General features: G+C 60.8%; 21 protein-coding genes. 16 read left to right on the top strand and 5 right to left on the bottom strand.

What is annotated here, in order from left to right; translation table 11 throughout:
* Positions 1–51 precede the first annotated feature (51 nt).
* A complete protein-coding gene (locus tag BXA01_RS16590; RefSeq protein WP_076564868.1) occupies positions 52–1,143 on the top strand; it encodes an aminopeptidase in 1,092 nt (363 codons plus the stop codon).
* 99 nt (positions 1,144–1,242) lie between these two features.
* Here BXA01_RS16590 and BXA01_RS16585 read toward each other — a convergent pair whose 3' ends face one another.
* Together BXA01_RS16585 and BXA01_RS16580 are read right to left on the bottom strand one after the other, a co-directional pair.
* Positions 1,243–1,893, bottom strand: coding sequence for an HAD family hydrolase (locus BXA01_RS16585; protein ID WP_016772313.1), 651 nt, complete (start codon positions 1,891–1,893; stop codon positions 1,243–1,245).
* A gap of 28 nt (positions 1,894–1,921) precedes the next feature.
* On the bottom strand, positions 1,922–2,467 hold the full coding sequence (locus BXA01_RS16580; protein WP_076564866.1) for a gamma carbonic anhydrase family protein: 546 nt from the start codon (positions 2,465–2,467) through the stop codon (positions 1,922–1,924).
* 89 nt (positions 2,468–2,556) lie between these two features.
* Between BXA01_RS16580 and prlC the strand changes: the two genes are divergently transcribed.
* The 3 genes from prlC to BXA01_RS16565 all read left to right on the top strand — a co-directional run bounded on the left by prlC (position 2,557) and on the right by BXA01_RS16565 (position 7,036).
* The gene (gene prlC / locus BXA01_RS16575) at positions 2,557–4,608 is read left to right on the top strand and encodes an oligopeptidase A (protein WP_076567746.1); all 2,052 of its coding nucleotides are present in this window, start codon (positions 2,557–2,559) and stop codon (positions 4,606–4,608) included.
* Positions 4,605–4,895 carry a YheV family putative zinc ribbon protein gene (locus BXA01_RS16570; RefSeq protein ID WP_016772316.1) on the top strand — a complete coding sequence of 97 codons (291 nt, stop codon included), beginning with the start codon at positions 4,605–4,607 and terminating at the stop codon, positions 4,893–4,895. Before prlC ends, BXA01_RS16570 begins: the two co-directional genes overlap by 4 nt.
* 113 nt (positions 4,896–5,008) lie before the next feature.
* On the top strand, positions 5,009–7,036 hold the full coding sequence (locus BXA01_RS16565; RefSeq protein ID WP_076564864.1) for a M3 family metallopeptidase: 2,028 nt from the start codon (positions 5,009–5,011) through the stop codon (positions 7,034–7,036).
* Between the two features lie 5 nt (positions 7,037–7,041).
* Here BXA01_RS16565 and BXA01_RS16560 read toward each other — a convergent pair whose 3' ends face one another.
* The gene (locus BXA01_RS16560) at positions 7,042–7,689 is read right to left on the bottom strand and encodes a phosphatase domain-containing protein (protein WP_076564862.1); all 648 of its coding nucleotides are present in this window, start codon (positions 7,687–7,689) and stop codon (positions 7,042–7,044) included.
* A 280-nt stretch (positions 7,690–7,969) separates the two neighbouring features.
* Here BXA01_RS16560 and BXA01_RS16555 point away from each other — a divergent pair, with 280 nt between their 5' ends.
* The 6 genes from BXA01_RS16555 (at position 7,970) to BXA01_RS16530 (ending at position 15,533) form a co-directional block, all read left to right on the top strand.
* On the top strand, positions 7,970–8,716 hold the full coding sequence (locus BXA01_RS16555; RefSeq protein WP_076564860.1) for a gluconate 2-dehydrogenase subunit 3 family protein: 747 nt from the start codon (positions 7,970–7,972) through the stop codon (positions 8,714–8,716).
* 2 nt (positions 8,717–8,718) lie between these two features.
* Complete coding sequence (locus BXA01_RS16550) at positions 8,719–10,503, top strand: GMC family oxidoreductase (protein WP_076564858.1); 1,785 nt, start codon at positions 8,719–8,721, stop codon at positions 10,501–10,503.
* A gap of 12 nt (positions 10,504–10,515) precedes the next feature.
* Positions 10,516–11,817 (top strand): c-type cytochrome, encoded by a 1,302-nt coding sequence (locus BXA01_RS16545; RefSeq protein ID WP_076564856.1) that lies wholly within the window; start codon positions 10,516–10,518, stop codon positions 11,815–11,817.
* A 74-nt stretch (positions 11,818–11,891) separates the two neighbouring features.
* Complete coding sequence (locus BXA01_RS16540; protein ID WP_076564854.1) at positions 11,892–12,950, top strand: PA0069 family radical SAM protein; 1,059 nt, start codon at positions 11,892–11,894, stop codon at positions 12,948–12,950.
* A gap of 237 nt (positions 12,951–13,187) precedes the next feature.
* Positions 13,188–13,916, top strand: a complete 729-nt coding sequence (locus BXA01_RS16535; protein WP_016772323.1) for a carbonic anhydrase — start codon at positions 13,188–13,190, stop codon at positions 13,914–13,916.
* A 90-nt stretch (positions 13,917–14,006) separates the two neighbouring features.
* Positions 14,007–15,533 carry a SulP family inorganic anion transporter gene (locus tag BXA01_RS16530; protein ID WP_071173969.1) on the top strand — a complete coding sequence of 509 codons (1,527 nt, stop codon included), beginning with the start codon at positions 14,007–14,009 and terminating at the stop codon, positions 15,531–15,533.
* Positions 15,534–15,669: 136 nt separating this feature from the next.
* Here the strand turns inward: BXA01_RS16530 and BXA01_RS16525 are convergent, their stop codons facing one another.
* Complete coding sequence (locus BXA01_RS16525; protein WP_076564852.1) at positions 15,670–16,320, bottom strand: hypothetical protein; 651 nt, start codon at positions 16,318–16,320, stop codon at positions 15,670–15,672.
* A gap of 370 nt (positions 16,321–16,690) precedes the next feature.
* Here BXA01_RS16525 and coxB point away from each other — a divergent pair, with 370 nt between their 5' ends.
* The 4 genes from coxB (at position 16,691) to BXA01_RS16505 (ending at position 21,213) form a co-directional block, all read left to right on the top strand.
* Positions 16,691–17,818 carry a cytochrome c oxidase subunit II gene (gene coxB, locus BXA01_RS16520; protein ID WP_076564850.1) on the top strand — a complete coding sequence of 376 codons (1,128 nt, stop codon included), beginning with the start codon at positions 16,691–16,693 and terminating at the stop codon, positions 17,816–17,818.
* A gap of 82 nt (positions 17,819–17,900) precedes the next feature.
* Positions 17,901–19,487 (top strand): cytochrome c oxidase subunit I, encoded by a 1,587-nt coding sequence (gene ctaD, locus BXA01_RS16515; protein ID WP_042609004.1) that lies wholly within the window; start codon positions 17,901–17,903, stop codon positions 19,485–19,487.
* Between the two features lie 261 nt (positions 19,488–19,748).
* A complete protein-coding gene (locus tag BXA01_RS16510) occupies positions 19,749–20,300 on the top strand; it encodes a cytochrome c oxidase assembly protein (RefSeq protein WP_076564848.1) in 552 nt (183 codons plus the stop codon).
* 25 nt (positions 20,301–20,325) lie between these two features.
* The gene (locus BXA01_RS16505; RefSeq protein WP_076564846.1) at positions 20,326–21,213 is read left to right on the top strand and encodes a cytochrome c oxidase subunit 3; all 888 of its coding nucleotides are present in this window, start codon (positions 20,326–20,328) and stop codon (positions 21,211–21,213) included.
* Between the two features lie 83 nt (positions 21,214–21,296).
* Here BXA01_RS16505 and BXA01_RS16500 read toward each other — a convergent pair whose 3' ends face one another.
* Complete coding sequence (locus BXA01_RS16500) at positions 21,297–21,500, bottom strand: twin transmembrane helix small protein (protein WP_024015001.1); 204 nt, start codon at positions 21,498–21,500, stop codon at positions 21,297–21,299.
* Positions 21,501–21,570: 70 nt separating this feature from the next.
* Here BXA01_RS16500 and BXA01_RS16495 point away from each other — a divergent pair, with 70 nt between their 5' ends.
* Positions 21,571–22,311, top strand: coding sequence for an SURF1 family protein (locus BXA01_RS16495; protein WP_076564844.1), 741 nt, complete (start codon positions 21,571–21,573; stop codon positions 22,309–22,311).
* The gene (locus tag BXA01_RS16490; protein ID WP_076564842.1) at positions 22,277–22,870 is read left to right on the top strand and encodes a hypothetical protein; all 594 of its coding nucleotides are present in this window, start codon (positions 22,277–22,279) and stop codon (positions 22,868–22,870) included. The genes BXA01_RS16495 and BXA01_RS16490 overlap by 35 nt, the downstream gene beginning before the upstream one ends.
* Positions 22,871–22,876 lie beyond the last annotated feature (6 nt).

The following is a 22,876-nucleotide window of genomic DNA, read 5'->3' as shown; positions in this document are numbered from 1 at the left end:
CTCCTTGAGGCGGGATAGTCTTGGGGCAGACTTTCCGGGGAATTTCTTATTTTGATCAGGCCGTTTTCCAGCCTTGGGTTACTTGATCGCGTTTTTCCGATTTTGTTTCCGGGTGTGTTGTTTTTGTTGCTCAACGGTTGCGCCAGCGTCAGCTATTACGGCCAGTTGGCCAGCGGACAATTGCAGTTGCTGCGCGCGCGGGAGCCGGTGGAGAAGGTCATTGCCGACCCCAGCCGCGATGCCAAATTGCGCGCGCATCTGGCTCAATCACAAAAGGCCCGTACCTTTGCCAGCGAGCATCTGCATTTGCCGGATAACCAGAGCTATCGGCTGTACGCCGACCTCGGCCGGCCGTTCGTGGTGTGGAACGTGTTCGCCACCGCAGAGTTTTCCCTCACGCCGCAAAATCACTGCTTCCCGATTGCCGGCTGCGTGGCCTATCGCGGCTACTACAGCCAGATCGCCGCCCGTGGCGAGGCGGCGATTCAACGCTTGCAGGACAAGGACGTGTCGATCGGCGGGGTCGAGGCGTACTCGACGCTCGGCTGGTTCAATGACCCGATCCTCAATTCGATGATGGGCTGGGGCGACGAACGACTGGCCACGCTGATCTTTCATGAACTGGCGCACCAGAAGTTCTACGTGAAGGACGACACCGAGTTCAACGAGTCATTCGCCACCTTCGTCGAGCAGGAAGGCACGCGGCAGTGGCGCGCATTTCGCGGGCTGCCGGCGGAGTCGGATGCCAGGCTCAAGCAGCGTGACCAGTTCATCGGTCTGGTACTCGACACGCGCTCACGACTGGAGACGCTGTATGCGCAGCCGCTGTCGGCCGAGCAGATGCGAGAGCGCAAAGCAGCTGAATTCGAGCGCTTGCGCCGGGAGTATCGGGTAATGCGCGACAGTCAGTGGGCCGGGGACAAGCGCTATGACGCCTGGGTCAATGCGCCGCTGAACAATGCGCGGTTGTTGCCGTTCGGGCTGTATGACCAGTGGGTGCCGGCGTTTGCGGCGCTGTTCAGGCAGGTGGGTGAGGATTGGCTGAGGTTTTATGCCGAGGTTGAGCGGTTGGGGCGATTGCCGGTTGATGAGCGCAAGGCGGCTTTGAGGGCCTTGGCAGTTCCTGAGCCCTCCAGCGGCTGAACGGGCCTCATCGCTGGCGAGCCAGCTCCCACAGGGACAGCGGTGAGCCTGAAGAATCGCTAAACTGTGGGAGCTGGCTTGCCAGCGATAGCCATCTGCTCAGCGCTGCAAAAACGCCTGATGCAACTCGTCCAAGGTTTCAAAGTGATAAGCCGGCGCCTCGGCATTCAACTCTTCAAAACTGCCAAACCCATAGCCCACCGCCGCTGCATCGAGACCATTGCTGCGCGCGCCGATCAGGTCGTGCTTGCGATCGCCGATCATCAGGGTCTGTGCCGGGTCCAGGCGTTCTTCCTCAAGCAGATGCGCAATCAGCTCAACCTTGTTGGTCCGCGTGCCGTCCAGCTCGCTGCCGTAGATCACCTTGAAGTGGCGGGCGAAGTCGAAGTGCCGGGCGATCTCGCGGGCGAACACCCACGGCTTGGACGTTGCGATGTACAACTGCCGCCCCTGCCCGCTCAAGGTTTCCAGCAACGGCGTGACCCCGTCGAACACCCGATTCTCATAGAGGCCGGTGACCTTGAAGCGCTCGCGATAGAAATTCACCGCTTCCCAGGCCCTGGCCTCGTCGAAGTCGTAGAACTGCATGAACGCTTGCAGCAGCGGCGGGCCGATGAAGTGTTCCAGTTTGCTCAGATCCGGTTCGTCGATGCCGAGATTGGCCAAGGCAAATTGAATTGAGCGGGTGATGCCCTCACGCGGGTCGGTCAGGGTGCCATCGAGGTCGAACAGTACGGTCTGGTAATGCATGAGAATTCCTGAGCTGGTGTAGGGCAATTCAGAACTGGTCGTAGCCTTCGGCCAGATGCAGGTCCTTGAGCTTGACGTAGTTCGCCGCGCTGTACGTAAAGAAGGCGTTTTCCTTATCGGTCAGCGGGCGCACTTGCTTGACCGGGCTGCCGACATACAGGAAGCCGCTCTGCAGGCGCTTGCCCGGCGGCACCAGGCTGCCGGCGCCGATGATCACATCGTCTTCCACCACGGCACCGTCCATGACGATGCTGCCCATGCCGATCAATACGCGGCTGCCCACGGTGCAGCCGTGCAGCATGACCTTGTGGGCGATGGTCACGTCGTCGCCGATCAGCAATGGAAAGCCGTCCGGGTTGAACGGGCCGGCGTGGGTGATGTGCAGCACGCAGCCGTCCTGCACGCTGGTGCGCGCACCGATGCGGATGCGGTGCATGTCGCCACGGATCACCGTCAGCGGCCAGACCGAGCTGTCTGCGCCAATTTCGACGTCGCCGATCACCACCGCCGAACCATCGACGAATGCGCCGTTGCTCAGGCGGGGGGTGTGATTCTGGTATTTGCGAAGGGACACGATTAGTTCTCTCTCTGTCGCCGATAGCTGCGGTGAGTGTCGATTGTAATTAAGATGGGCGCATGTTTCTTCCAGCCAAGGTGCCAACCGTGAGCGTGAACAACCCTCTTTTGCAGTCCTACGACCTGCCGCCGTTCTCCACGATCCGTGCCGAACACGTCCTGCCCGCCATCGAATCCATCCTCGCGGACAACCGCGCCGCCATCGCCGAGATCCTCAAGACCCAGGGCAAGAACCCTACCTGGGCCGGTCTGGTGCTGGCGATGGACGAACTCAACGATCGTCTCGGTGCGGCATGGAGCCCGGTCAGCCATCTTAATGCCGTGTGCAACAGCGCCGAATTGCGTGAAGCCTACGAGTCGTGCCTGCCGGCCTTGAGCGCCTACTCCACCGAAATGGGCCAGAACCGCGAACTGTTCCAGGCGTATGAAGCGTTGGCCAACAGTCCGGAAGCTGCCAGTTTCGACGTCGCGCAAAAGACCATTCTGGAACACGCCCTGCGCGATTTCCGTCTGTCGGGTATCGATCTGCCGGAAGCCGAGCAGAAACGTTACGCCGAAGTGCAGAGCAAACTGTCCGAGCTCGGCAGCCGCTTCTCCAATCAATTGCTCGACGCCACTCAGGCGTGGACCAAACACATTACCGATGAAGCCGCCCTCGCCGGCCTCACCGATTCGGCCAAGGCGCAGATGGCTGCCGCTGCTCAGGCCAAAGGCCTGGACGGCTGGCTGATCACCCTGGAATTCCCCAGCTATTACGCGGTGATGACCTACGCGCAAGACCGTGCGCTGCGCGAAGAAGTCTACGCCGCGTACTGCACCCGCGCCTCGGATCAAGGCCCGAATGCCGGGCAGAACGACAACGGCCCGGTGATGGAAGAGATCCTCGACCTGCGTCAGGAACTGGCCAGATTGCTGGGCTTCGCCAGTTTCGCCGAACTGAGTCTGGCGACGAAAATGGCCGAATCCAGCGATCAGGTGCTGAGCTTCCTGCGCGATCTGGCCCAGCGCAGCAAGCCGTTCGCCGCGCAGGATCTGCAACAGCTGCGCGCTTACGCTGCCGAACAGGGCTGCGCCGATCTGCAAAGCTGGGACAGTGGTTTCTACGGCGAAAAACTCCGCGAGCAGCGTTACAGCGTCGCTCAGGAAACCCTGCGAGCCTACTTCCCGATCGATAAAGTCCTCAGCGGCCTGTTCGCCATCGTCCAGCGTCTGTACAGCATCGAGATCGCCGAGCAGAAAGGCTTCGACACCTGGCACCCGGACGTCCGCCTGTTCGAGATCAAGGAAAACGGTCAGCACGTCGGCCGCTTCTTCTTCGACCTGTATGCCCGCGCCAACAAGCGTGGCGGCGCATGGATGGACGGCGCCCGCGACCGTCGTCGCACCATTGACGGCGTTCTGCAAAGCCCGGTGGCCAATCTGGTGTGCAACTTCACCCCGGCCGACAGCGGCAAACCGGCGCTGCTGACCCACGATGAAGTGACCACGCTGTTCCACGAGTTCGGCCACGGCCTGCATCACCTGCTGACCCGCGTCGAACACGCTGGCGTATCCGGCATCAATGGCGTGGCCTGGGACGCGGTCGAGCTGCCGAGCCAGTTCATGGAAAACTGGTGCTGGGAGCCGGAAGGCCTGGCGCTGATTTCCGGCCACTACGAGACCGGCGAGCCACTGCCGCAGGATCTGCTGGAAAAAATGCTCGCGGCGAAGAACTTCCAGTCCGGGCTGATGATGGTGCGTCAGCTGGAGTTTTCGCTGTTCGACTTCGAACTGCATGCCACCCATGGCGATGGCCGCAGCGTGGCGCAAGTGCTCGAGGGCGTGCGTGACGAGGTGTCGGTGATGCGTCCACCGGCTTACAACCGCTTCCCCAACAGCTTTGCGCACATTTTTGCCGGTGGTTACGCAGCCGGTTACTACAGCTACAAGTGGGCCGAAGTGCTGTCCGCCGATGCCTTCTCGAAGTTCGAGGAAGACGGCGTGCTCAACGCCGACACCGGTCGGGCGTTCCGCGAAGCGATTCTGGCGCGCGGCGGCTCGCAGGCACCGATGGTGCTGTTCGTCGACTTCCGTGGCCGTGAGCCGTCGATCGATGCGCTGCTGCGCCACAGCGGCCTGAGTGAGGACGCGGCAGCATGAGCGACGGCCCTGTGATCACCAAGAAGCGCTTTATCGCCGGGGCGGTCTGCCCGGCGTGCAGCGAGCCGGACAAACTGATGATGTGGAACGAAGACGGCGTGCCGCACCGCGAATGCGTGGCTTGCGGTTACTCCGATACCCTCAACGAGCAGGGCCTGTCGGTGCCCAAAGAACTGGGCACGCGGGTCAATACCAGCGCGCTGAAGCCTGCCGCCGACAAAAAGGTTCAGGCCGTGCAGTTCTTCCCCAACCCGAAGTTGAAGAAAAAGCCCGACGAGCAACAATGACAACGACCGCTGCCTGCCGATCATCGTCGGCAGGTGGCGGTATCTATCCACCACCTTGCCCCTGCGCTTCCTGATTAGGCTGGCCGATCCAGCCCTCTCTCACGGAAGACGCCATGCCTGATACCAATCCACTTTTACAACATTGGCAGTTGCCGCCCTGGTCGGCGATACGCGCCGAACATCTGCTGCCAGCAGTCGAGCGCATCGTTGCCGACAACCTGCTGGTTATTGAAAACGTCATCGCCACTCAGGTCGATCATCCCAACTGGGATGACGTGGTAATTGCCATCGATGAAGCCGACGCGCGTCTGGCGGAAACCCTGGCGATCATCGAGTTCCTCTCGATCAGTCATGCCGATGAGCCCCAGTGGTTGATGCAGGAAGCCCTGAGTACGCACGCCGCGCAGCGTTACAAGACTGCGAAGGCCGGCAATCGACAATTGCTCCAGGTTTATCAACGATTGGCACAGAGCTCCATAGCCGCCAGCTTCAGCGATGCACGCAAAGCCTCGCTGGCGAAAATCCTGCGCCGGTTTCACTTGGCCGGCAGTGAATTGTCGAGTGCGCAGCGCAAGGATCTGGCGCGATTGAACGGCGAAATCGATCTGCTGGAAAAGCGCTTCATGAGTAACCTCAAATCGGTCAACGCTGCATGGAGCAAAGACATCGACGATGCCGCGCTATTGGCGGGACTGCCGGCCGAAACGCGGGCGCATCTGGCCACCAATGCCGACAAGGCCGGCCTGCCCGGGTGGCGGCTGACCCTGGATCAGAACACTTACCAACAGGTCATGAGGCGGGCACAACACCGCGCACTGCGCGAGGAGTATTTCAAAGCCTGGTGCACCCGCGCTTCGGATCAGGGGCCACACGCCGGTCGCTTCGATAACGGGCCGGTTTTGCAGACGCTGCTGGCCGCACGTCATGCCAAAGCCCGGCTCTTGGGTTTTGACAACTTTGCCCATATGCGCCTGCACAACCGGATGGCTACCGGTACCGATCAGGTTGGCCGTTTTCTGCGCCAGCAGATCGCCCTCAACGCCCTGTCACTGGCGGGCGAAACCGATGATTTGCAACCCGTGGCCCGCGAGCAGGGGATTGAACAGATAGAAGCCTGGGACCACGATTTCCTCGCCGAGCAGCTACGCCTTAAGCAGTCCGGCGGCGCGGAGCAGGACCTGCGCGAGTTCTTCGCGCTGCAAGCCACACTGCACAGCCTCTGCCGTTTCAGCGAGCATATGTTCGATATCAGCATCAGCGAAAATACCGTCCACGAGCGTTTCGCAGAAAATGTGCGCCTGTTCGAAATCAGCGAGCGTCAGCAACCGGTTGGCTACATCTACATCGACCCGTTCCACCGCGACGCGGGCAACGACTATGCCTGGACCGGTGTACTGCGCAATCGACGGATCACCGCCGAAGGCCGACCATTACTGCCGATTGCCTCGCTTCAATGCAATTACCCGGCAGCGGAAAACGGGCAAACGCACCTGCTGGATCCGCAGGATCTGCGCGTTCTGCTGCACGAATTCGGCCATTGCCTGCATCACGTGCTGACACGTTCGCCGCACTACAATCTTTCCGGCATTTCGCAACTGAGCCGCGACGCTGCCGAGTTTGTCGGGCAACTGTTCGAGAAATGGGCTTTATCCGGGCAATTCCTGCGCTGGCTGGGTACGCACCACCAGAGCGGTGAGCGCCTCTCCGAAGCGCAGGCCAATACCGCGTTTTCCGCCTCAGGCATCCAGCGCAGCCGGGAGACGGCAATGCTGTTGCTGAACGCGCTGGTCGACTTCGAACTGCACCGCTGTCACGGTGACGGTCGCACTGTTCAGCAAGTAGTCGAGGATGTGCAAAGTGAGTTCGCGCACCTGTCCATCCCGGCCTACTGCCGCTTCGCCAACAGCTGCGATTATCTGGTCACCGGTTATGAGGCTTCGCTGTACGCCTACAAATGGTCGGGTGTGCTGGCGAGCGAGGCGTTCAAACGCTTCGAACGTGAAGGTCTGTTCAACGAACAGACGGGCAGGGACATGCGCGAACACCTGCTCTCGGGGGACAGGCAGGCACTGCCCGCCGCACTGCAAGCCTTTCTCGGAAAACCCATCGACAACGCGCTATTTCCTGCGCCAGCCGATTGAGCTGATCAACGCTGAACGTGCGCCGAGTCGAACCAGCTCTTCATCGAACACATGGCGAATGCACTGGTGCTGCATTCGCCATTGATCAAGGCTTGGTGCAACCGATCGACATCGGCCTGCATCACGTAGCGCACGCTGTCGTGGAAATGCTGACTGTCACCAAAACCGCCCTCGGTCATTTCCTTGAGCGCCTGCTCTTTGCTCCAGCCCTGCACCACCACGCGGTACATCGCTGCCATCAGGCCGGTGCGGTCAGAACCGTGCTTGCAGTGCATGAGCACCGGGCCGTCGGCTTCGGCGGACTGAATCGCGCGCAGAGCCTTGAGCACATCGCTGTCGTCGACGTGATTGGTGCGATACGGCAGTTGCACCTGCTTGATGCCCGGCGCGGAGAGCCAGTCGCTATCAGCGTCAGGCAGGAAGTTGATCACCGTCACGACATGCAGATCGTTCAACAGCGGCACCGCACTGCGGCTGGGTAAGGCGCTGCGATACAGCGTCGGTGACATGCGGAACAGGTTGAACTGCGCCTCAACCGGCTGTGCCCACTCGGCCGGGCGGGATGGCGTGGCGTCGGCCGCCCGGGCGGCAATGCCATGCAACAGTGCAACAAGCGAAAAACATAACGCGGGGAAAAAGCGCACTCGAGACATGCTGGGCTGACCGTTTCGGCAATCTTCATGGGAGGAATTGCAGCTTCGCTTTTGAGCGGTCAACGCGCCGTGAGCCGGTCGTCAAAGAAACGTGAATCGGCGCCGCGCCGGGCTTTTTTCCGGGAAAACGGTTTTTCTTGATGCTTAGCCTGCTACCATTTGTCACATGATGTTGCAGAGGGAACGGCTTTTACCCGACCGGACCCTGATCGTCGCGACGCACAATTCCTCGAGCTGCTCGCAGAAGCGGCTGACTTCTATGCCTGATGAGGTGCCCCCCATGTCTGATCAAGATCGAGACAACCCGCGGCGTGAGTTCTTGCGCAAATCCCTGACCCTGATTCCGGTGGTCACGCTTGCCGGTACCGGCCTGGGCAGCAGCGTGCTGCAAGCCGCACCTGAAAGCGCACCGGCGCCGGCCGCAGCAAAACCGGCCGCTGCTGGCGCCGGTGATTATCAGCCGAGCTTTTTCACCGCTGAAGAATGGGCGTTCATCAATGCCGCCGTCGCCCAGTTGATCCCCAACGACGCGCAAGGCCCGGGCGCGCTTGAAGCCGGCGTGCCGGAATACATCGACCGGCAGATGAACACCCCGTACGCCGCCGGTGCCCTCTGGTACATGCAAGGCCCGTTCAATGCCGACGCTGCGCCGGAGATGGGCTGGCAGAGCAAACTGGTGCCCAAAGACATCTATCGCCTCGGCATCGCCGCCACGGATCAGTGGGTAAAAGGTCTCAGCGGTAAAACATTTGCCGAGCAAGACAGCGCTACCCGAGACGATTTGCTCAAGCAACTTGAAGCTGGCAAGCCGCAGTTCGATGCGGTGCCGGCGAAGATTTTCTTCAATCTGCTGCTGCAAAACACCAAGGAAGGTTTCTTCTGCGACCCGATCCACGGTGGCAATAAAGGCATGGTCGGCTGGACGATGATCGGTTTCCCCGGCGCCCGCGCCGATTTCATGGATTGGGTGGAACGCAACGAGCAATACCCCTTCCCGGCAGTGTCGATTCGCGGCGAGAGGGCGTAAGCATGGCAACGGTAATGAAGAAGGTTGATGCAGTCATCGTCGGTTTCGGCTGGACCGGCGCGATCATGGCCAAAGAGCTGACCGAAGCGGGTCTCAACGTGCTGGCGCTGGAGCGCGGGCCGATGCAGGACACTTACCCCGACGGCAACTATCCACAGGTGATCGACGAACTCACCTACAGCGTGCGGAAAAAGCTCTTTCAGGACATCTCCAAAGAGACGGTGACCATTCGCCACAGCGTCAACGACATCGCCCTGCCCAACCGCCAGTTGGGCGCGTTTTTGCCGGGTAATGGCGTCGGCGGCGCCGGTCTGCACTGGTCGGGCGTGCACTTTCGCGTCGACCCGATCGAGTTGCGTATACGCAGCCACTACGAAGAACGCTACGGCAAAAGCTTCATCCCCAAGGACATGACCATTCAGGATTTCGGCGTCAGCTATGAAGAGCTGGAACCGTTTTTCGACTTCGCGGAAAAAGTCTTCGGCACCTCCGGCCAGGCCTGGACGGTGAAGGGCCAACTGGTCGGTCAGGGCAAGGGCGGTAACCCTTATGCGGCGGATCGCTCCAATCCGTTTCCGCTTGAAGCGCAGAAGAACACCGTATCCGCACAGCTGTTCGGCAAAGCGGCCACAGAAGTCGGTTACAAACCCTACAACCTGCCTTCGGCAAATACCTCTGGGCCGTACACCAATCCCTACGGCGCACAGATGGGGCCGTGCAATTTCTGCGGTTTCTGCAGCGGCTACGTCTGCTACATGTATTCCAAAGCCTCGCCGAACGTGAACATTCTGCCGGCGCTCAAGCCCCTGCCGAATTTCGAGCTGCGGCCCAACTCCCATGTGCTGCGGGTCAACCTCGACAGCAGCAAGTCCAAAGCCACCGGCGTCACCTACATCGACGGCCAGGGCCGCGAGATCGAACAGCCGGCGGACCTGGTGATCCTCGGCGCATTCCAGTTGCACAACGTGCGTCTGATGCTGCTCTCCGGGATCGGCAAACCCTACGATCCGATCAGCGGCGAAGGCGTGGTCGGGCGTAACTTTGCCTACCAGAACATGGCCACTATCAAGGCCTTCTTCGACAAGGACACCCACACCAACAACTTCATCGGCGCTGGCGGCAACGGCGTGGCGGTGGACGACTTCAACGCCGATAACTTCGATCACGGCCCGCACGGCTTCGTCGGCGGTTCGCCGATGTGGGTCAACCAGGCTGGCAGCCGCCCGATTGCCGGTACTTCCAACCCGCCGGGCACACCGGCCTGGGGCAGCGCGTGGAAACGCGCCACCGCCGATTACTACACCCACCAGGTGTCAATGGACGCCCACGGCGCGCATCAGTCCTACCGTGGCAACTACCTCGATCTCGACCCGGTGTACCGCGATGCCTACGGCCTGCCGCTGCTGCGCATGACCTTCGACTGGCAGGAAAACGACATCAAGATGAACCGCTTCATGGTCGAGAAAATGGGCAAGATCGCCCAAGCCATGGGCCCGAAAGCCATTGCGGTGATCGGCAAGCAGGTCGACGACCACTTCAACACCGCCTCGTACCAGACCACCCACCTCAACGGTGGCGCGATCATGGGCACTGATCCGAAGACCAGCGCGCTGAACCGCTATTTGCAGAGCTGGGACGTGCACAACGTTTTCGTCCCGGGCGCCTCGGCGTTCCCGCAGGGCCTGGGCTACAACCCGACCGGGCTGGTGGCGGCGCTGACCTACTGGTCGGCAAAAGCGATCCGCGAGCAGTACCTGAAAAACCCCGGCCCGCTGGTGCAGGCTTAAGGAGCGATGACCATGAAAACTTTCGTTATCGCCACCCTCGCCCTGCTCGGCAGCGCCGCTATCCATGCGGCTGAAGTTGATCAAGCCTTGATCAAAAAAGGCGAATACCTCGCCCGCGCCGGCGACTGCGTGGCCTGCCACACGGCCAAGGGCGGCAAGCCGTTCGCCGGCGGTCTGCCGATGGAGACGCCGATCGGCACGATCTACTCGACCAACATCACCCCGGATAAAACCGGCCTGGGCGATTACAGCTTCGAGGACTTCGACCAGGCCGTGCGCCACGGTGTGGCCAAAAACGGCAGCACGTTGTACCCGGCGATGCCTTATCCGTCCTACGCGCGGGTCAACCAGGTCGACATGCAAGCGCTGTACGCCTACTTCATGCACGGCGTCGAACCGGTGGCGCAGGAGAACAAGGCCAGCGACATTCCCTGGCCGTTGAGCATGCGCTGGCCGCTGATGGGCTGGCGCTGGCTGTTCGCACCGAAGGTCGAGGATTACCAGGCCACGTCGGCCGACCCGGTGATCGATCGTGGCGCGTACCTGGTCGAAGGCCTCGGCCACTGCGGCGCCTGTCACACCCCGCGTGCGCTGACCATGCAGGAAAAATCCCTGAGCGCGGCGGACGGCAGCGAATTCCTCGCTGGCAGCGCGCCGCTGGAAGGCTGGATCGCCAAGAGCCTGCGCGGCGATCACAAGGATGGCCTCGGCAGCTGGAGCGAAGAACAACTGGTGCAGTTCCTCAAGACCGGGCGCAGTGATCGCAGCGCAGTGTTCGGCGGCATGAGCGATGTGGTCACCCACAGCATGCAGTACATGAGCGACGCCGACCTCACCGCGATTGCCCGCTATCTCAAATCACTGCCGGCCAATGACCCGGCGGATCAGCCGCATCAGTACGACGAGAAAGTAGCCAAAGCGCTGTGGAACGGTGACGACAGCCAACGCGGCGCGTCGGTGTACATCGACAACTGCGCGGCCTGCCACCGTACCGATGGTCATGGCTACACCCGGGTGTTCCCGGCGCTGGCGGGCAATCCGGTGCTGCAAACCGACGATCCGACCTCGCTGATTCACATCGTGCTCAAGGGCGGGACTTTGCCGGCGACACACACCGCGCCATCGACCTTCACCATGCCCGGTTTCGCCTGGCGCCTGTCGGATCAGGAAGTCGCGGATGTGGTGAGTTTCATTCGTGGCAGCTGGGGCAACAAGGGTGCACCGGTGAAAGCTGCCGATGTTGCCGAGTTGCGTACGGAGGATATGAAGCAGACCTCCGGTGACGATCTGGGCCAAGTGACGCAACACAACTGACCACTCGCCCGACGGCACTAGCCAGATGAGGATCGCCCCGATACTGTGCGCATATACAGTATCGGGGCGTTTTCATGTCTACTCCATTGCCACCTCGCGGTCGCGGCACCGCAACCAACCCGCACAACCGCTTTGCGCCGAGTCGTTCGGTGGCCGAGGACGATGGCTGGTATCAGGAAGTGCCAGAGACGCAAAACACCGAAGTGATCATCGAGAAGGCCAAATCGATCATCAGCCGCAACACCTCGCCGGATCTGCCCTTCGACCGTTCGATAAATCCCTATCGCGGCTGCGAACACGGCTGCATCTATTGCTACGCACGGCCCAGCCACGCCTACTGGGACATGTCACCGGGCCTGGATTTCGAAACCCGGCTGATTGCCAAGACCAATGCCGCCCAGGTCCTCGAAGAACAGCTGAGCAAACCCGGCTACCAATGCGCGCCGATCAATCTCGGCTCCAATACCGACCCGTATCAGCCCATCGAGCGCGAATACAAAATCACCCGTCAAACCCTGGAAGTGCTGCTGCGTTACCGGCATCCGGTGACCATTGTCACCAAAGGTTCGCTGATTCTGCGCGATCTCGATTTGCTGACCGAGTTGGCGCAGCAACGGCTGGTAACGGTGATGATCAGCTTGACCACGCTGGATGATGAACTCAAACGCATCCTCGAACCCCGCGCCGCTGCGCCCAAGGCACGCCTGCGTGCGATCCGGGTCATGCGTGAAGCAGGGATTCCGGTCGGCGTGCTGTGTTCGCCAATGATTCCGATGATCAATGACAGTGAAATCGAAAGCCTGCTCACCGAGGCCCACGCTGCCGGTGCGCAAAGCGCTGCCTACATGATGCTTCGCCTGCCGCTGGAAGTCGCGCCGCTGTTCGAGGAGTGGTTGCAGGCGCACTATCCGCAACGTGCCGCCCATGTGCTGAGCCTGATCCGCCAGAGTCGCGGCGGCGAACTCTACGACAGCCGTTTCGGTGCGCGGATGCGCGGCGAAGGACCGTTTGCCGACCTGCTCGCACAAAGATTTGCCAAGGCCATCAAAAAGCTTGGCCTGAACAAACGCGAGGGCTATAACCTCGACTGCTCGGCCTTCTGTCCGCCGGGTCGCCAGATGTCGTTGATTTAGCGACAATTGGCTTTGGGTTGACGGGTTGGAATCCTTCCGCCGAAACACTCCAGTCACGTTTTTTGTGACCTGGAACACACGTTCTAGAGCGTTTGATTCAGTTTCAGTTAAGTTTCGGCGGCTACCTTGTTCATCGAGTGACTGACGGGTCGGGATGACCCGGATGGTTTAAACAGCCACTGGCTTCATACCGGAATACCGGGGAAGACTCCCTGAATCCGCACAAGAGGATGAATCATGAGTGACAAGGATAAACAGTCGTTGGCTGCCTCGGCGCAAAGCCCTGAAGCACAATCCGCCGATGCAGCACTGCGACAGATCGTTGATGGCTTTTTACGCTTTCACCATGACGTTTTTCCGCAGCAGGAAGAACTGTTCAAGAAGCTCGCCACCGCTCAGGCGCCCAAGGCGATGTTCATCACCTGCGCCGACTCGCGCATCGTTCCCGAGCTGATCACCCAGAGCTCACCGGGCGATCTGTTCGTTACCCGTAACGTCGGCAACGTAGTGCCGCCCTACGGTCAGATGAACGGCGGCGTCTCCACCGCGATCGAATACGCGGTACTGGCGCTGGGCGTGCAACACATCATCATTTGCGGCCACTCCGATTGCGGCGCCATGCGCGCTGTACTCAACCCCGACAGCCTGGAAAAAATGCCGACGGTCAAAGCCTGGCTGCGCCACGCTGAAGTCGCGAAAACCATGGTGCACGACAACTGCAACTGCACCGACGAAAAAGACAGCATGCCGATCCTCACCGAGGAAAACGTCATCGCCCAACTGCAGCACTTGCGTACCCATCCTTCGGTAGCCTCGCGCATGGCGAACGGTCATCTGTTCATCCATGGCTGGGTCTACAACATCGAAACCAGCGAAATCAAAGCTTACGACGCGGACCAGGGTCGTTTCCTGCCTCTCGACGGCAGCCATCCGATTCCTGTGGCGACGCCCAAAGCGCGCTTCTAAATCTTCCCAACAATCTGTGTGGTATGACGCCGGCCGCTGATTCAGCGGTCCGGCCTCGCCACGCCTGAAGAAAACTTCGGGAGAATCGCCATGCGTGCGGCTCAATTGAAAGCTGTGTTGCCACGGGAGCTGCTCGCCTCCGTGGTTGTGTTTCTGGTCGCCCTGCCGCTGTGCATGGGCATCGCGATTGCCTCAGGGCTGCCGCCGGCCAAGGGTCTGATCACCGGCATCATCGGCGGTCTGGTGGTCGGTTGGCTGGCGGGGTCGCCGTTGCAGGTCAGCGGTCCGGCGGCGGGTCTGGCAGTGCTGGTTTTCGAGCTGGTGCGCCAGCATGGCGTCGAGATGCTCGGACCGATCCTGCTGCTCGCCGGTTTTCTGCAACTGGTCGCCGGGCGACTGAAGCTTGGCTGCTGGTTTCGGGTCACGGCGCCAGCGGTGGTCTACGGCATGCTCGCGGGCATTGGCGTGTTGATTGTGCTCTCGCAAATCCATGTGATGCTCGATGCCAAGCCGCAGCCTTCCGGGCTGGACAACCTCACGGCGTTCCCAGCGGCCGTGGCGCAGGCCTTGCCATCGTTCGGCTGGCAGGCGGGTCTGCTCGGTCTGTCGACGATTGCGGTGATGTGGCTGTGGGAAAAATTCCGCCCGCATTCGCTGCGCTTCATTCCCGGCGCATTGCTCGGTGTGGGTCTGGCGACGGTGGCGAGCCTGATGCTGGCGTTGCAGGTCAAGCGCGTCGAGGTACCGGCGAACCTGGCCGAGGCGATCGATTGGCTCAAGCCGGCCGACCTGATGAGTCTGGCCGACCCGACACTGCTGATTGCCGCGTTCGCCGTGGCATTTATCGCCAGTGCCGAAACCCTGTTGTCCGCCGCGGCGGTGGACCGCATGCACAGCGGCGTGCGTTCGGACTTCGACCGTGAACTGTCGGCGCAAGGTGTCGGCAACATGCTCTGCGGTCTGGTCGGCGCGCTGCCGATGACCGGAGTGATCGTGCGCAGTTCGGCCAACGTCCAGGCCGGTGCGACCACGCGCTACTCGACGATTTTCCATGGCCTGTGGCTGCTGGCATTCGTGCTGTTACTGTCGAGCGTGCTGCAAAGCATTCCGGTGGCGAGCCTGGCGGGCGTGCTGGTGTATACCGGTTTCAAACTGGTCGACCTGAAAGCCTTCCGTGGTCTGGGTCGGTACGGGCGGATGCCGATGTTCACCTATGCCGCTACAGCGTTGGCGATCATCTTCACTGACCTGCTCACCGGTGTGCTGATCGGCTTCGGTCTGACCATGTTGAAGCTGGCATTCAAGGCTTCGCGCCTGAAGATCAGCCTGATCGATTTGCCGCAGGACGGCGAGATGGAATTGCGTCTGGTCGGCGCGGCGACGTTCCTCAAAGTGCCGGCGCTGACTCAAGTGCTGGGCAGCATTCCCCACGGCACCACGGTGCATGTGCCGCTGAACAACCTGAGCTACATCGACCATTCGTGTCTCGAGTTGCTTGAGGAATGGGGCCGGGCGAATGCGGCGAAGGGTTCGAAGCTGTTGATCGAATCGCGTGGGTTGAAGCGACGGCTGGAAGGCCGGGTGCGGACCAATACCGGGATTGGTGCGGCGGGTTAGAAGTCGACCTCATAACGCAAACCCTGTGGGAGCGAGCCTGCTCGCGAAAGCGGTGTATCAGCCAACAGAGATGTTGAATGATCGACCGCATTCGCGAGCAGGCTCGCTCCCACACTGGATTTATGACACAAGAAAATCAGGCAGCGGGCTGGTCGAGTTCCAGACCCACACCCAACCGGCGGCTCATGCACGGCCAGCGTTTCCACGCCGCGCCAGTGTCCGGGCTGCTGAGTTTTTCGCGGTAGGCTTCTACCGATTCCAGGGCAAAACTTTCTTCGTTGAGCATCTCGTCAATCGCGTGATGCACCGCTTCGTCCAGTTGGTTGGCGAATTCCTCACCGATCAATTGGTGAGCAATCAGGTTGGCGACCGTCATGTCCAAGGGGATCAGTGGCTGGCCGAAATGCTTGATGTACAGGTCGTTGACCTCTTCGACAAAACGGTGTGCCAGATAGGCCTCGTCGAGCAGGCTGTCCAAGCCGACATGCCCGGCCATGATCGCCGGCGGCTGGAGGAAATAGTGCTCGGCGATTTTCAGCACCGGTTTGATCTGCGATTCGATTCCCGCTTCCCTGGCGACTTCATTGGCTGCATCCAGCAGGTCCGGTACTTCATCGATGTAGGCGGCGACAAAACGCGTCAGCACGCCCTGGGCGTCGGCTTCCGGCAACTGGATCGCCGGGTGCAGGTGAGGCAGCTTGCTTTCCAGCTGACGGGTCAGCAGGCCGGTATCTTTTTCGTGCTGTTGGGCTTTTTGGATCTGCTCGCGCAATGCGGCGGTGTTCATGAAAACTCCAGGAAACAAGGCAATGAAATAGGGAAGACATAACTTAGCTGGCTTACGAAAAACGCTAAGACGCATTTGTCATAATTATTTCATCCTTGATGCAGCTGCGTTATATCCATTCGCCACCACTCGTCTGCATCCTTCTCCATTCGGGCACTTGAACGCAAGCAGCGGGTGTTTCAGCTCATTTACGTGCCCGGGTTGCAATTCCCGGGCGCTGTCTATACTCGCCAATGAATGGAGTTAGCTGATGACGCCCGACTGCACCCGCAGCAAGGCCCGGCGATTCAAGTTCGTAGTCTGATGCAGCCGCTCCCTTGCCGCAGGCGATACGCCGGCGGGATAACAAGAACGATAAGGGGAACCCGCAATGATGCGACATCCACATGTCTGGATGGGCCTCCTGTTGTGGTCGATTTTCAGCCCGGCCAACGCGGCATGGACTGTGAATATGGCGCCTGGAGCGACTGAAATCAGTCACGCAGTATTCGACCTGCACATGACCATTTTCTGGATCTGTGTGGTGATCGGGATCATCGTCTTCGGCGCCATGTTCTGGTCGATGATGGTGCACCGCCGCTCTACGGGCCAGGTCGCGGCCAAATTCCACGAAAGCACCGGCGTCGAGATCATGTGGACCATCGTGCCGCTGCTGATCCTGGTGGCCATGGCCGTCCCCGCCACCGCGACGCTGATCAAGATGTACGACACCAGCGAGCCGGACATCGATATCCAGATCACCGGTTATCAGTGGAAGTGGCACTACAAATACCTGGGCCAGGACGTCGAGTTCTTCAGCAACCTCGCCACCCCCGCCGAACAGATTCACAACAAAGAAGCCAAGGGCGAGCACTACCTGCTCGAAGTCGACAAGCCGCTGGTGCTGCCGATCGGCGCCAAGGTGCGCTTTCTGGTGACCTCCGCCGACGTCATTCACTCCTGGTGGGTGCCGGCGTTTGCGGTCAAGCGCGATGCGATTCCCGGGTTCGTCAATGAGGCCTGGACGCGCATCGACAAACCCGGCCTCTACCGTGGCCAGTGCGCCGAATTGTGCGGCAAGGATCACGGCTTCATGCCGATCGTGGTCGAGGTCAAGGAGCAGGCCGACTACGAAAAATGGCTCGCCGAGCGTAAGGCCGAGGCCGCGCAGCTCAAAGAACTGACCAGCAAGGAATGGACCCTCGACGAGCTCAAGGAGCGCGGCGACAAGGTTTACCACACCACTTGCGTGGCCTGTCACCAGGCCGAAGGCCAGGGCCTGCCGCCGATGTTCCCGGCACTCAAGGGCTCGAAAATCGCCACCGGGCCGATCAAGGATCACCTGGGCATTGTCTTCCACGGCAAACCCGGCACCGCCATGGCGGCGTTCGGCAAGCAGCTGTCGGAAGTCGATATCGCAGCGGTCGTGACTTACGAACGTAACGCCTGGGGCAACAACAAGGGCGACATGGTCACGCCAAAAGAAGTGCTGGAGCTGAAACAGGCGGAAAGCAAATGAGCCGGTCAATTGCGTATTCAGTGAACCGGTCGGGGCAGCGCGCCCTGGCCTGCCCCGTCCACTTTCGTGAAGGAGACCGGCCATGAGCGCTGTCATCGATGACCACGGTCACGCCGACCACGCCCACGGCCCCGCCAAAGGCCTGATGCGCTGGGTGCTGACCACCAACCACAAGGACATCGGCACGCTGTACCTGTGGTTTGCCTTCTGCATGTTCCTGCTCGGCGGCTCGTTCGCCATGGTCATTCGCGCCGAGCTGTTCCAGCCCGGCCTGCAGATCGTCCAGCCGGAATTCTTCAACCAGATGACCACCATGCACGGTCTGGTCATGGTGTTCGGTGCGGTGATGCCGGCATTCGTCGGTCTCGCCAACTGGATGATTCCGTTGATGGTCGGCGCGCCGGACATGGCCCTGCCACGGATGAACAACTTCAGCTTCTGGCTGTTGCCGGCGGCGTTTCTGCTGCTGGTCTCGACACTGTTCACCCCGGGCGGCGGACCGAATTTCGGCTGGACCTTTTATGCGCCGCTGTCGACGACCTACGCACCGGAAAGCGTGACGTTCTTTATCTTCGCCATCCACTTGATGGGCATCAGTTCGATCATGGGCGCGATCAACGTAGTCGCGACCATCCTCAACCTGCGCGCGCCCGGCATGACCCTGATGAAAATGCCGCTGTTCGTCTGGACCTGGCTGATCACCGCGTTTCTGCTGATCGCAGTGATGCCGGTGCTCGCCGGCTGCGTGACGATGATGCTCATGGATATTCACTTCGGCACCAGTTTCTTCAGTGCTGCCGGCGGCGGTGACCCGGTGCTGTTCCAGCATGTGTTCTGGTTCTTCGGCCACCCCGAGGTGTACATCATGATCCTGCCGGCGTTCGGCGCGGTCAGCCAGATCATCCCGACCTTCGCGCGCAAACCTCTGTTCGGCTACACCTCGATGGTCTACGCCACGGCGAGCATCGCGTTCCTGTCGTTCATTGTCTGGGCGCACCACATGTTCGTGGTCGGCATCCCGCTGGTGGGCGAGTTGTTCTTCATGTACGCGACCATGCTGATCGCCGTGCCGACGGGTGTGAAAGTGTTCAACTGGGCGAGCACCATGTGGCAGGGCTCGATGACCTTCGAGACGCCGATGCTGTTTGCCGTGGCGTTCGTCATTCTGTTCTCGATCGGTGGTTTTTCCGGGCTGATGCTGGCGATCGCCCCGGCGGACTTCCAGTACCAGGACACCTACTTCGTTGTCGCGCACTTCCACTATGTGCTGGTGCCCGGGGCGATCTTCGGCATCTTCGCCTCGGCCTATTACTGGCTGCCGAAGTGGACCGGGCACATGTACGACGAAACCCTCGGCAAGCTGCATTTCTGGCTGTCGTTCGTCGGCATGAACCTCACCTTCTTCCCGATGCACTTCGTCGGCCTTGCGGGGATGCCGCGACGGATTCCGGATTACAACCTGCAGTTCGCCGACTTCAACATGGTCTCGTCGATCGGTGCGTTCATGTTCGGCGCCACGCAGATCTTCTTCCTGTTCATCGTCATCAAGACCATCCGTGGCGGCGAACCGGCCCCGGCGAAACCATGGGACGGCGCCGAAGGGCTGGAGTGGAGCGTGCCGTCGCCGGCGCCGTATCACACCTTCACCACGCCGCCGGAAGTGAAATGAACACCTCCTGTTTTTTGCAATGTGTGCAGAGGCACAGATCCCCAGTGGACGCTCACAGATCTTCTGTGGATGTACACAGATCCCTTGTGGGGAGGGGATTTATCCCCGTTGGGCTGCGCAGCAGCCCCAAAATCTGCAATCGGGGTGTATCAGGCACACCGCATGCGCCGGGTTTACGACTGCTGCGCAGCCGGTCGGGGATAAATCCCCTCATCACAAAGCATCACCGGCCACCGGGGAACACGAGGGAGGCTGAAAATCATGGCTGACTCGATCTCGCTGAAGAAACTCGTCACCCGCCTGCTGCTGGTGGTAGTGGCGATGTTTGTCTTCGGCTTCGCCCTGGTGCCGATCTACGACGTGATGTGCAAAGCCTTCGGCATCAACGGCAAGACCGGCGGCCAGTATGCGGGCGAGCAAGTGGTCGACACCTCGCGCCAGGTGCGCGTGCAGTTTCTCTCGACCAACACCGCCGACATGCCGTGGGACTTTTACCCGAAACACGACGAGATGACCGCCAATCCCGGTGCGGTCAACGAGATGGTTTTCATCGCGCGCAATCCCACCGACAAACCGATGAGTGCGCAAGCGGTGCCGAGCATCGCGCCGAGCAACGCGGCGGCGTTTTTCCACAAGACCGAATGCTTTTGCTTTACCCAGCAGGTGCTGCAACCCGGTGAACAGATCGAAATGCCGGTGCGTTTCATCGTTGACCGCGACATGCCCAAGGAAGTGAAGCACCTGACGCTGTCCTACACGCTGTTCGATATCACCGCCCGACATCCGCCGGTGGCTGTTAACACTGGCGGTTGAGCGTGGCCGATAAGGAGAACAATAAATGGCTACTCATGAGCATTATTACGTCCCGGCCCAGAGCAAATGGCCGATCATCGCCACGCTCGGGATGTTCGTCACCGTGTACGGCCTCGCCACCTGGTTCAACGATCTCAAGGCCGCACGCCCGGATTCCCACGGCCCGCTGATCTTTTTCGTCGGCGGCCTGCTGCTGGCGTACATGCTGTTCGGCTGGTTCGGCGCGGTGATCAAGGAAAGTCGTGCGGGGTTGTACAGTCCGCAACTGGATCGCTCGTTCCGCTGGGGCATGAGCTGGTTCATCTTTTCCGAAGTGATGTTCTTCGTCGCCTTCTTCGGCGCGCTGTTCTATATCCGCGTCGTGTCCGCACCCGGGCTGGCCGGCGAAGGCAGCAAGGGCCTGTCGGAAATGCTCTGGCCGAACTTCGAATATGTCTGGCCGTTGCTGAACAACCCCGACCCGAAACTGTTCCCACCGCCCAAGGATGTCATCAGCCCTTGGGGCCTGCCGCTGATTAACACGATCCTGCTGGTCAGCTCCAGCGTGACCATCACCATCGCCCACCATGCGCTGAAGAAAGGCCATCGCGGCGCACTGAAACTGTGGCTGGCGATTACCGTACTGCTGGGCATCGCGTTCCTCGGTTTCCAGGCCGAGGAATACATCCACGCCTACCAAGAGCTGGGGCTGACCCTCGGTTCGGGCATCTACGGCGCGACGTTCTTCATGCTTACCGGGTTCCACGGCGCCCACGTGACCATCGGCACGATCATCCTGTTCGTGATGCTGATGCGGATCATGAAGGGCCACTTCGACAACGAGCACCAGTTCGGTTTCGAAGCGGCGAGCTGGTATTGGCACTTCGTCGACGTGGTGTGGATCGGTTTGTTCTTCTTCGTCTATGTGCTTTGACGGCAGCTGCAAGCTTCAAGCGGCAAGCTTCAAGTAAAAGCGGTAAGGCTTCTAACTTGCAGCTTGTAGCTCAACGCTTGCAGCTACCACGGTACGTGGGACACCAGTTGGCCGCTGTAGAAACCCCAGGCCATCAGGCCGACGGTGACCACGGCCAGTGCCACCCGAACACTCAAGGCGATGACCAGGCGATTGGAGCTGCTGTCGTCCTTGACCAGGAAAAACAGGCCGCTGAACAGGCTGACGACCGTGGCAATCAGCATCAGGACGATCGCTGCTTTGAACATGGCAAGACTCCGGGGGACAGGCGATGCACTTGAGTATAGCGATCGCGATGACTGACTTTATGGCGCGCCCATGAAGCGCTTTCGCCCGGGCGTGATTCCCACTGTCGTGGTGGCGCTGTTGCTGCCGCTGATGGTTGCGCTGGGCTTCTGGCAACTGGGCCGGGGCGCGGAGAAAACCGCGCTGCTGGCCAGTTATGCCGAACGTCGCGTGGCCGAACCGCTGGCCAGCAGTGAACTGCTCGCCAGCGCCGACCCGGCTTACCGCCGCGTGCGCCTGCAAGGCCAGTTCGACCCCGCCCATACACTGTTGCTCGACAACCGCCAGCGTGGCGGCAAGGTCGGCGTAGAATTGCTGCAACCGTTTCAGGATCAACGCAGCGGTCTCTGGCTGCTGGTCAATCGCGGCTGGCTGCCTTGGCCCGACCGGCGTGTGCCGCCGCAATTCACGACACCCGCCGAGGCGCTGACGCTCGACGCCTGGGTCTATGTCGCTCCCGGCGCAACGTTCCAGTTGCACGCCGATCCGGTCAGCGATGTCTGGCCGCAAACCATTACCGCCGTCGAGCCGGGCAAATTGTGGCAAACCCTGGAGCGCGACGGCTTCGCCTACGAATTACGCGCCGAACCCGGCCCGGCCAGTTACCAGACCGATTGGCCGGTAGTCGCGATGGGCCCGGAAAAACACCTCGGCTACGCCGTGCAATGGTTCGCCATGGCCACGGCCCTGCTTGGGCTCTACCTCTATTTGGGCTGGCACAACGCAAAGGAGAAACGCCATGGGAAGCGCCATGAATCCACCCAGCATGTCTGAGGCCAAACCTGCCCCCAGCCGCCGGCGCGGGCGCATTCAGTTGTTGCTGATCGTGCTTGGCGTGGTCGGGCCGATGCTGCTCGCCACCGGCATGTACAAATTGCAGTTCTGGGTGCCGGAAGGACGCAGCTATCACGGCGAGCTGATCGGCAACGGCCAGACCCGCGCCGACCTCGGCGTGCAGGCCGACGAGCAGCGCTGGCAGATTCTGGTCACGGCGCCGAAGGATTGCGCCGTCGATTGCCAGCAACTGGTTTATCTGGCGCGGCAGATCCAGATCAGCCTCGGCCGCGAAGCCGGGCGGGCCAGCCACGCCCTCGCCGCCGCGCAACCACTGAGCACCGATTACGCCGCCAAACTCGACCGTGAATATCCGCAGCTGCAGCGCTATCCGCTGGATGCCGGCGTGTTCAACAAGACCACCGGCGACAAAGCCGTGCCGCAGCTGTGGATCGTCGACCCGCACGGCAATCTGGTGCTGCGTTACGAGCCGAATGTGAAGGGCAAGGATCTGCTTAACGACCTGCGGCATCTGCTGAAACTGTCGAACATCGGATGAGGGCAT

The organism is Pseudomonas sp. B10 (assembly GCF_900156235.1).
GTDB classification, from domain to species: domain Bacteria; phylum Pseudomonadota; class Gammaproteobacteria; order Pseudomonadales; family Pseudomonadaceae; genus Aquipseudomonas; species Aquipseudomonas siliginis.
Note: the sequence above shows the minus strand (reverse complement) of the source record. Positions and strands in the feature narration are given on the sequence as shown.

Bases quoted from the DNA above. Each gene is read 5' to 3' on its own strand.
- coxB (WP_076564850.1), top strand. From the start codon at position 16,691: ATGATGCGACATCCACATGTCTGGATGGGCCTCCTGTTGTGGTCGATT.
- BXA01_RS16490 (WP_076564842.1), top strand. From the start codon at position 22,277: ATGGGAAGCGCCATGAATCCACCCAGCATGTCTGAGGCCAAACCTGCC.
- BXA01_RS16525 (WP_076564852.1), bottom strand. From the start codon at position 16,320: ATGAACACCGCCGCATTGCGCGAGCAGATCCAAAAAGCCCAACAGCAC.
- BXA01_RS16585 (WP_016772313.1), bottom strand. From the start codon at position 1,893: ATGCATTACCAGACCGTACTGTTCGACCTCGATGGCACCCTGACCGAC.
- BXA01_RS16505 (WP_076564846.1), top strand. From the start codon at position 20,326: ATGGCTACTCATGAGCATTATTACGTCCCGGCCCAGAGCAAATGGCCG.
- BXA01_RS16540 (WP_076564854.1), top strand. From the start codon at position 11,892: ATGTCTACTCCATTGCCACCTCGCGGTCGCGGCACCGCAACCAACCCG.
- BXA01_RS16545 (WP_076564856.1), top strand. From the start codon at position 10,516: ATGAAAACTTTCGTTATCGCCACCCTCGCCCTGCTCGGCAGCGCCGCT.
- ctaD (WP_042609004.1), top strand. From the start codon at position 17,901: ATGAGCGCTGTCATCGATGACCACGGTCACGCCGACCACGCCCACGGC.
- BXA01_RS16550 (WP_076564858.1), top strand. From the start codon at position 8,719: ATGGCAACGGTAATGAAGAAGGTTGATGCAGTCATCGTCGGTTTCGGC.
- BXA01_RS16495 (WP_076564844.1), top strand. From the start codon at position 21,571: ATGAAGCGCTTTCGCCCGGGCGTGATTCCCACTGTCGTGGTGGCGCTG.
- BXA01_RS16535 (WP_016772323.1), top strand. From the start codon at position 13,188: ATGAGTGACAAGGATAAACAGTCGTTGGCTGCCTCGGCGCAAAGCCCT.
- BXA01_RS16565 (WP_076564864.1), top strand. From the start codon at position 5,009: ATGCCTGATACCAATCCACTTTTACAACATTGGCAGTTGCCGCCCTGG.
- BXA01_RS16530 (WP_071173969.1), top strand. From the start codon at position 14,007: ATGCGTGCGGCTCAATTGAAAGCTGTGTTGCCACGGGAGCTGCTCGCC.
- BXA01_RS16500 (WP_024015001.1), bottom strand. From the start codon at position 21,500: ATGTTCAAAGCAGCGATCGTCCTGATGCTGATTGCCACGGTCGTCAGC.
- BXA01_RS16510 (WP_076564848.1), top strand. From the start codon at position 19,749: ATGGCTGACTCGATCTCGCTGAAGAAACTCGTCACCCGCCTGCTGCTG.
- BXA01_RS16570 (WP_016772316.1), top strand. From the start codon at position 4,605: ATGAGCGACGGCCCTGTGATCACCAAGAAGCGCTTTATCGCCGGGGCG.
- BXA01_RS16560 (WP_076564862.1), bottom strand. From the start codon at position 7,689: ATGTCTCGAGTGCGCTTTTTCCCCGCGTTATGTTTTTCGCTTGTTGCA.
- BXA01_RS16555 (WP_076564860.1), top strand. From the start codon at position 7,970: ATGTCTGATCAAGATCGAGACAACCCGCGGCGTGAGTTCTTGCGCAAA.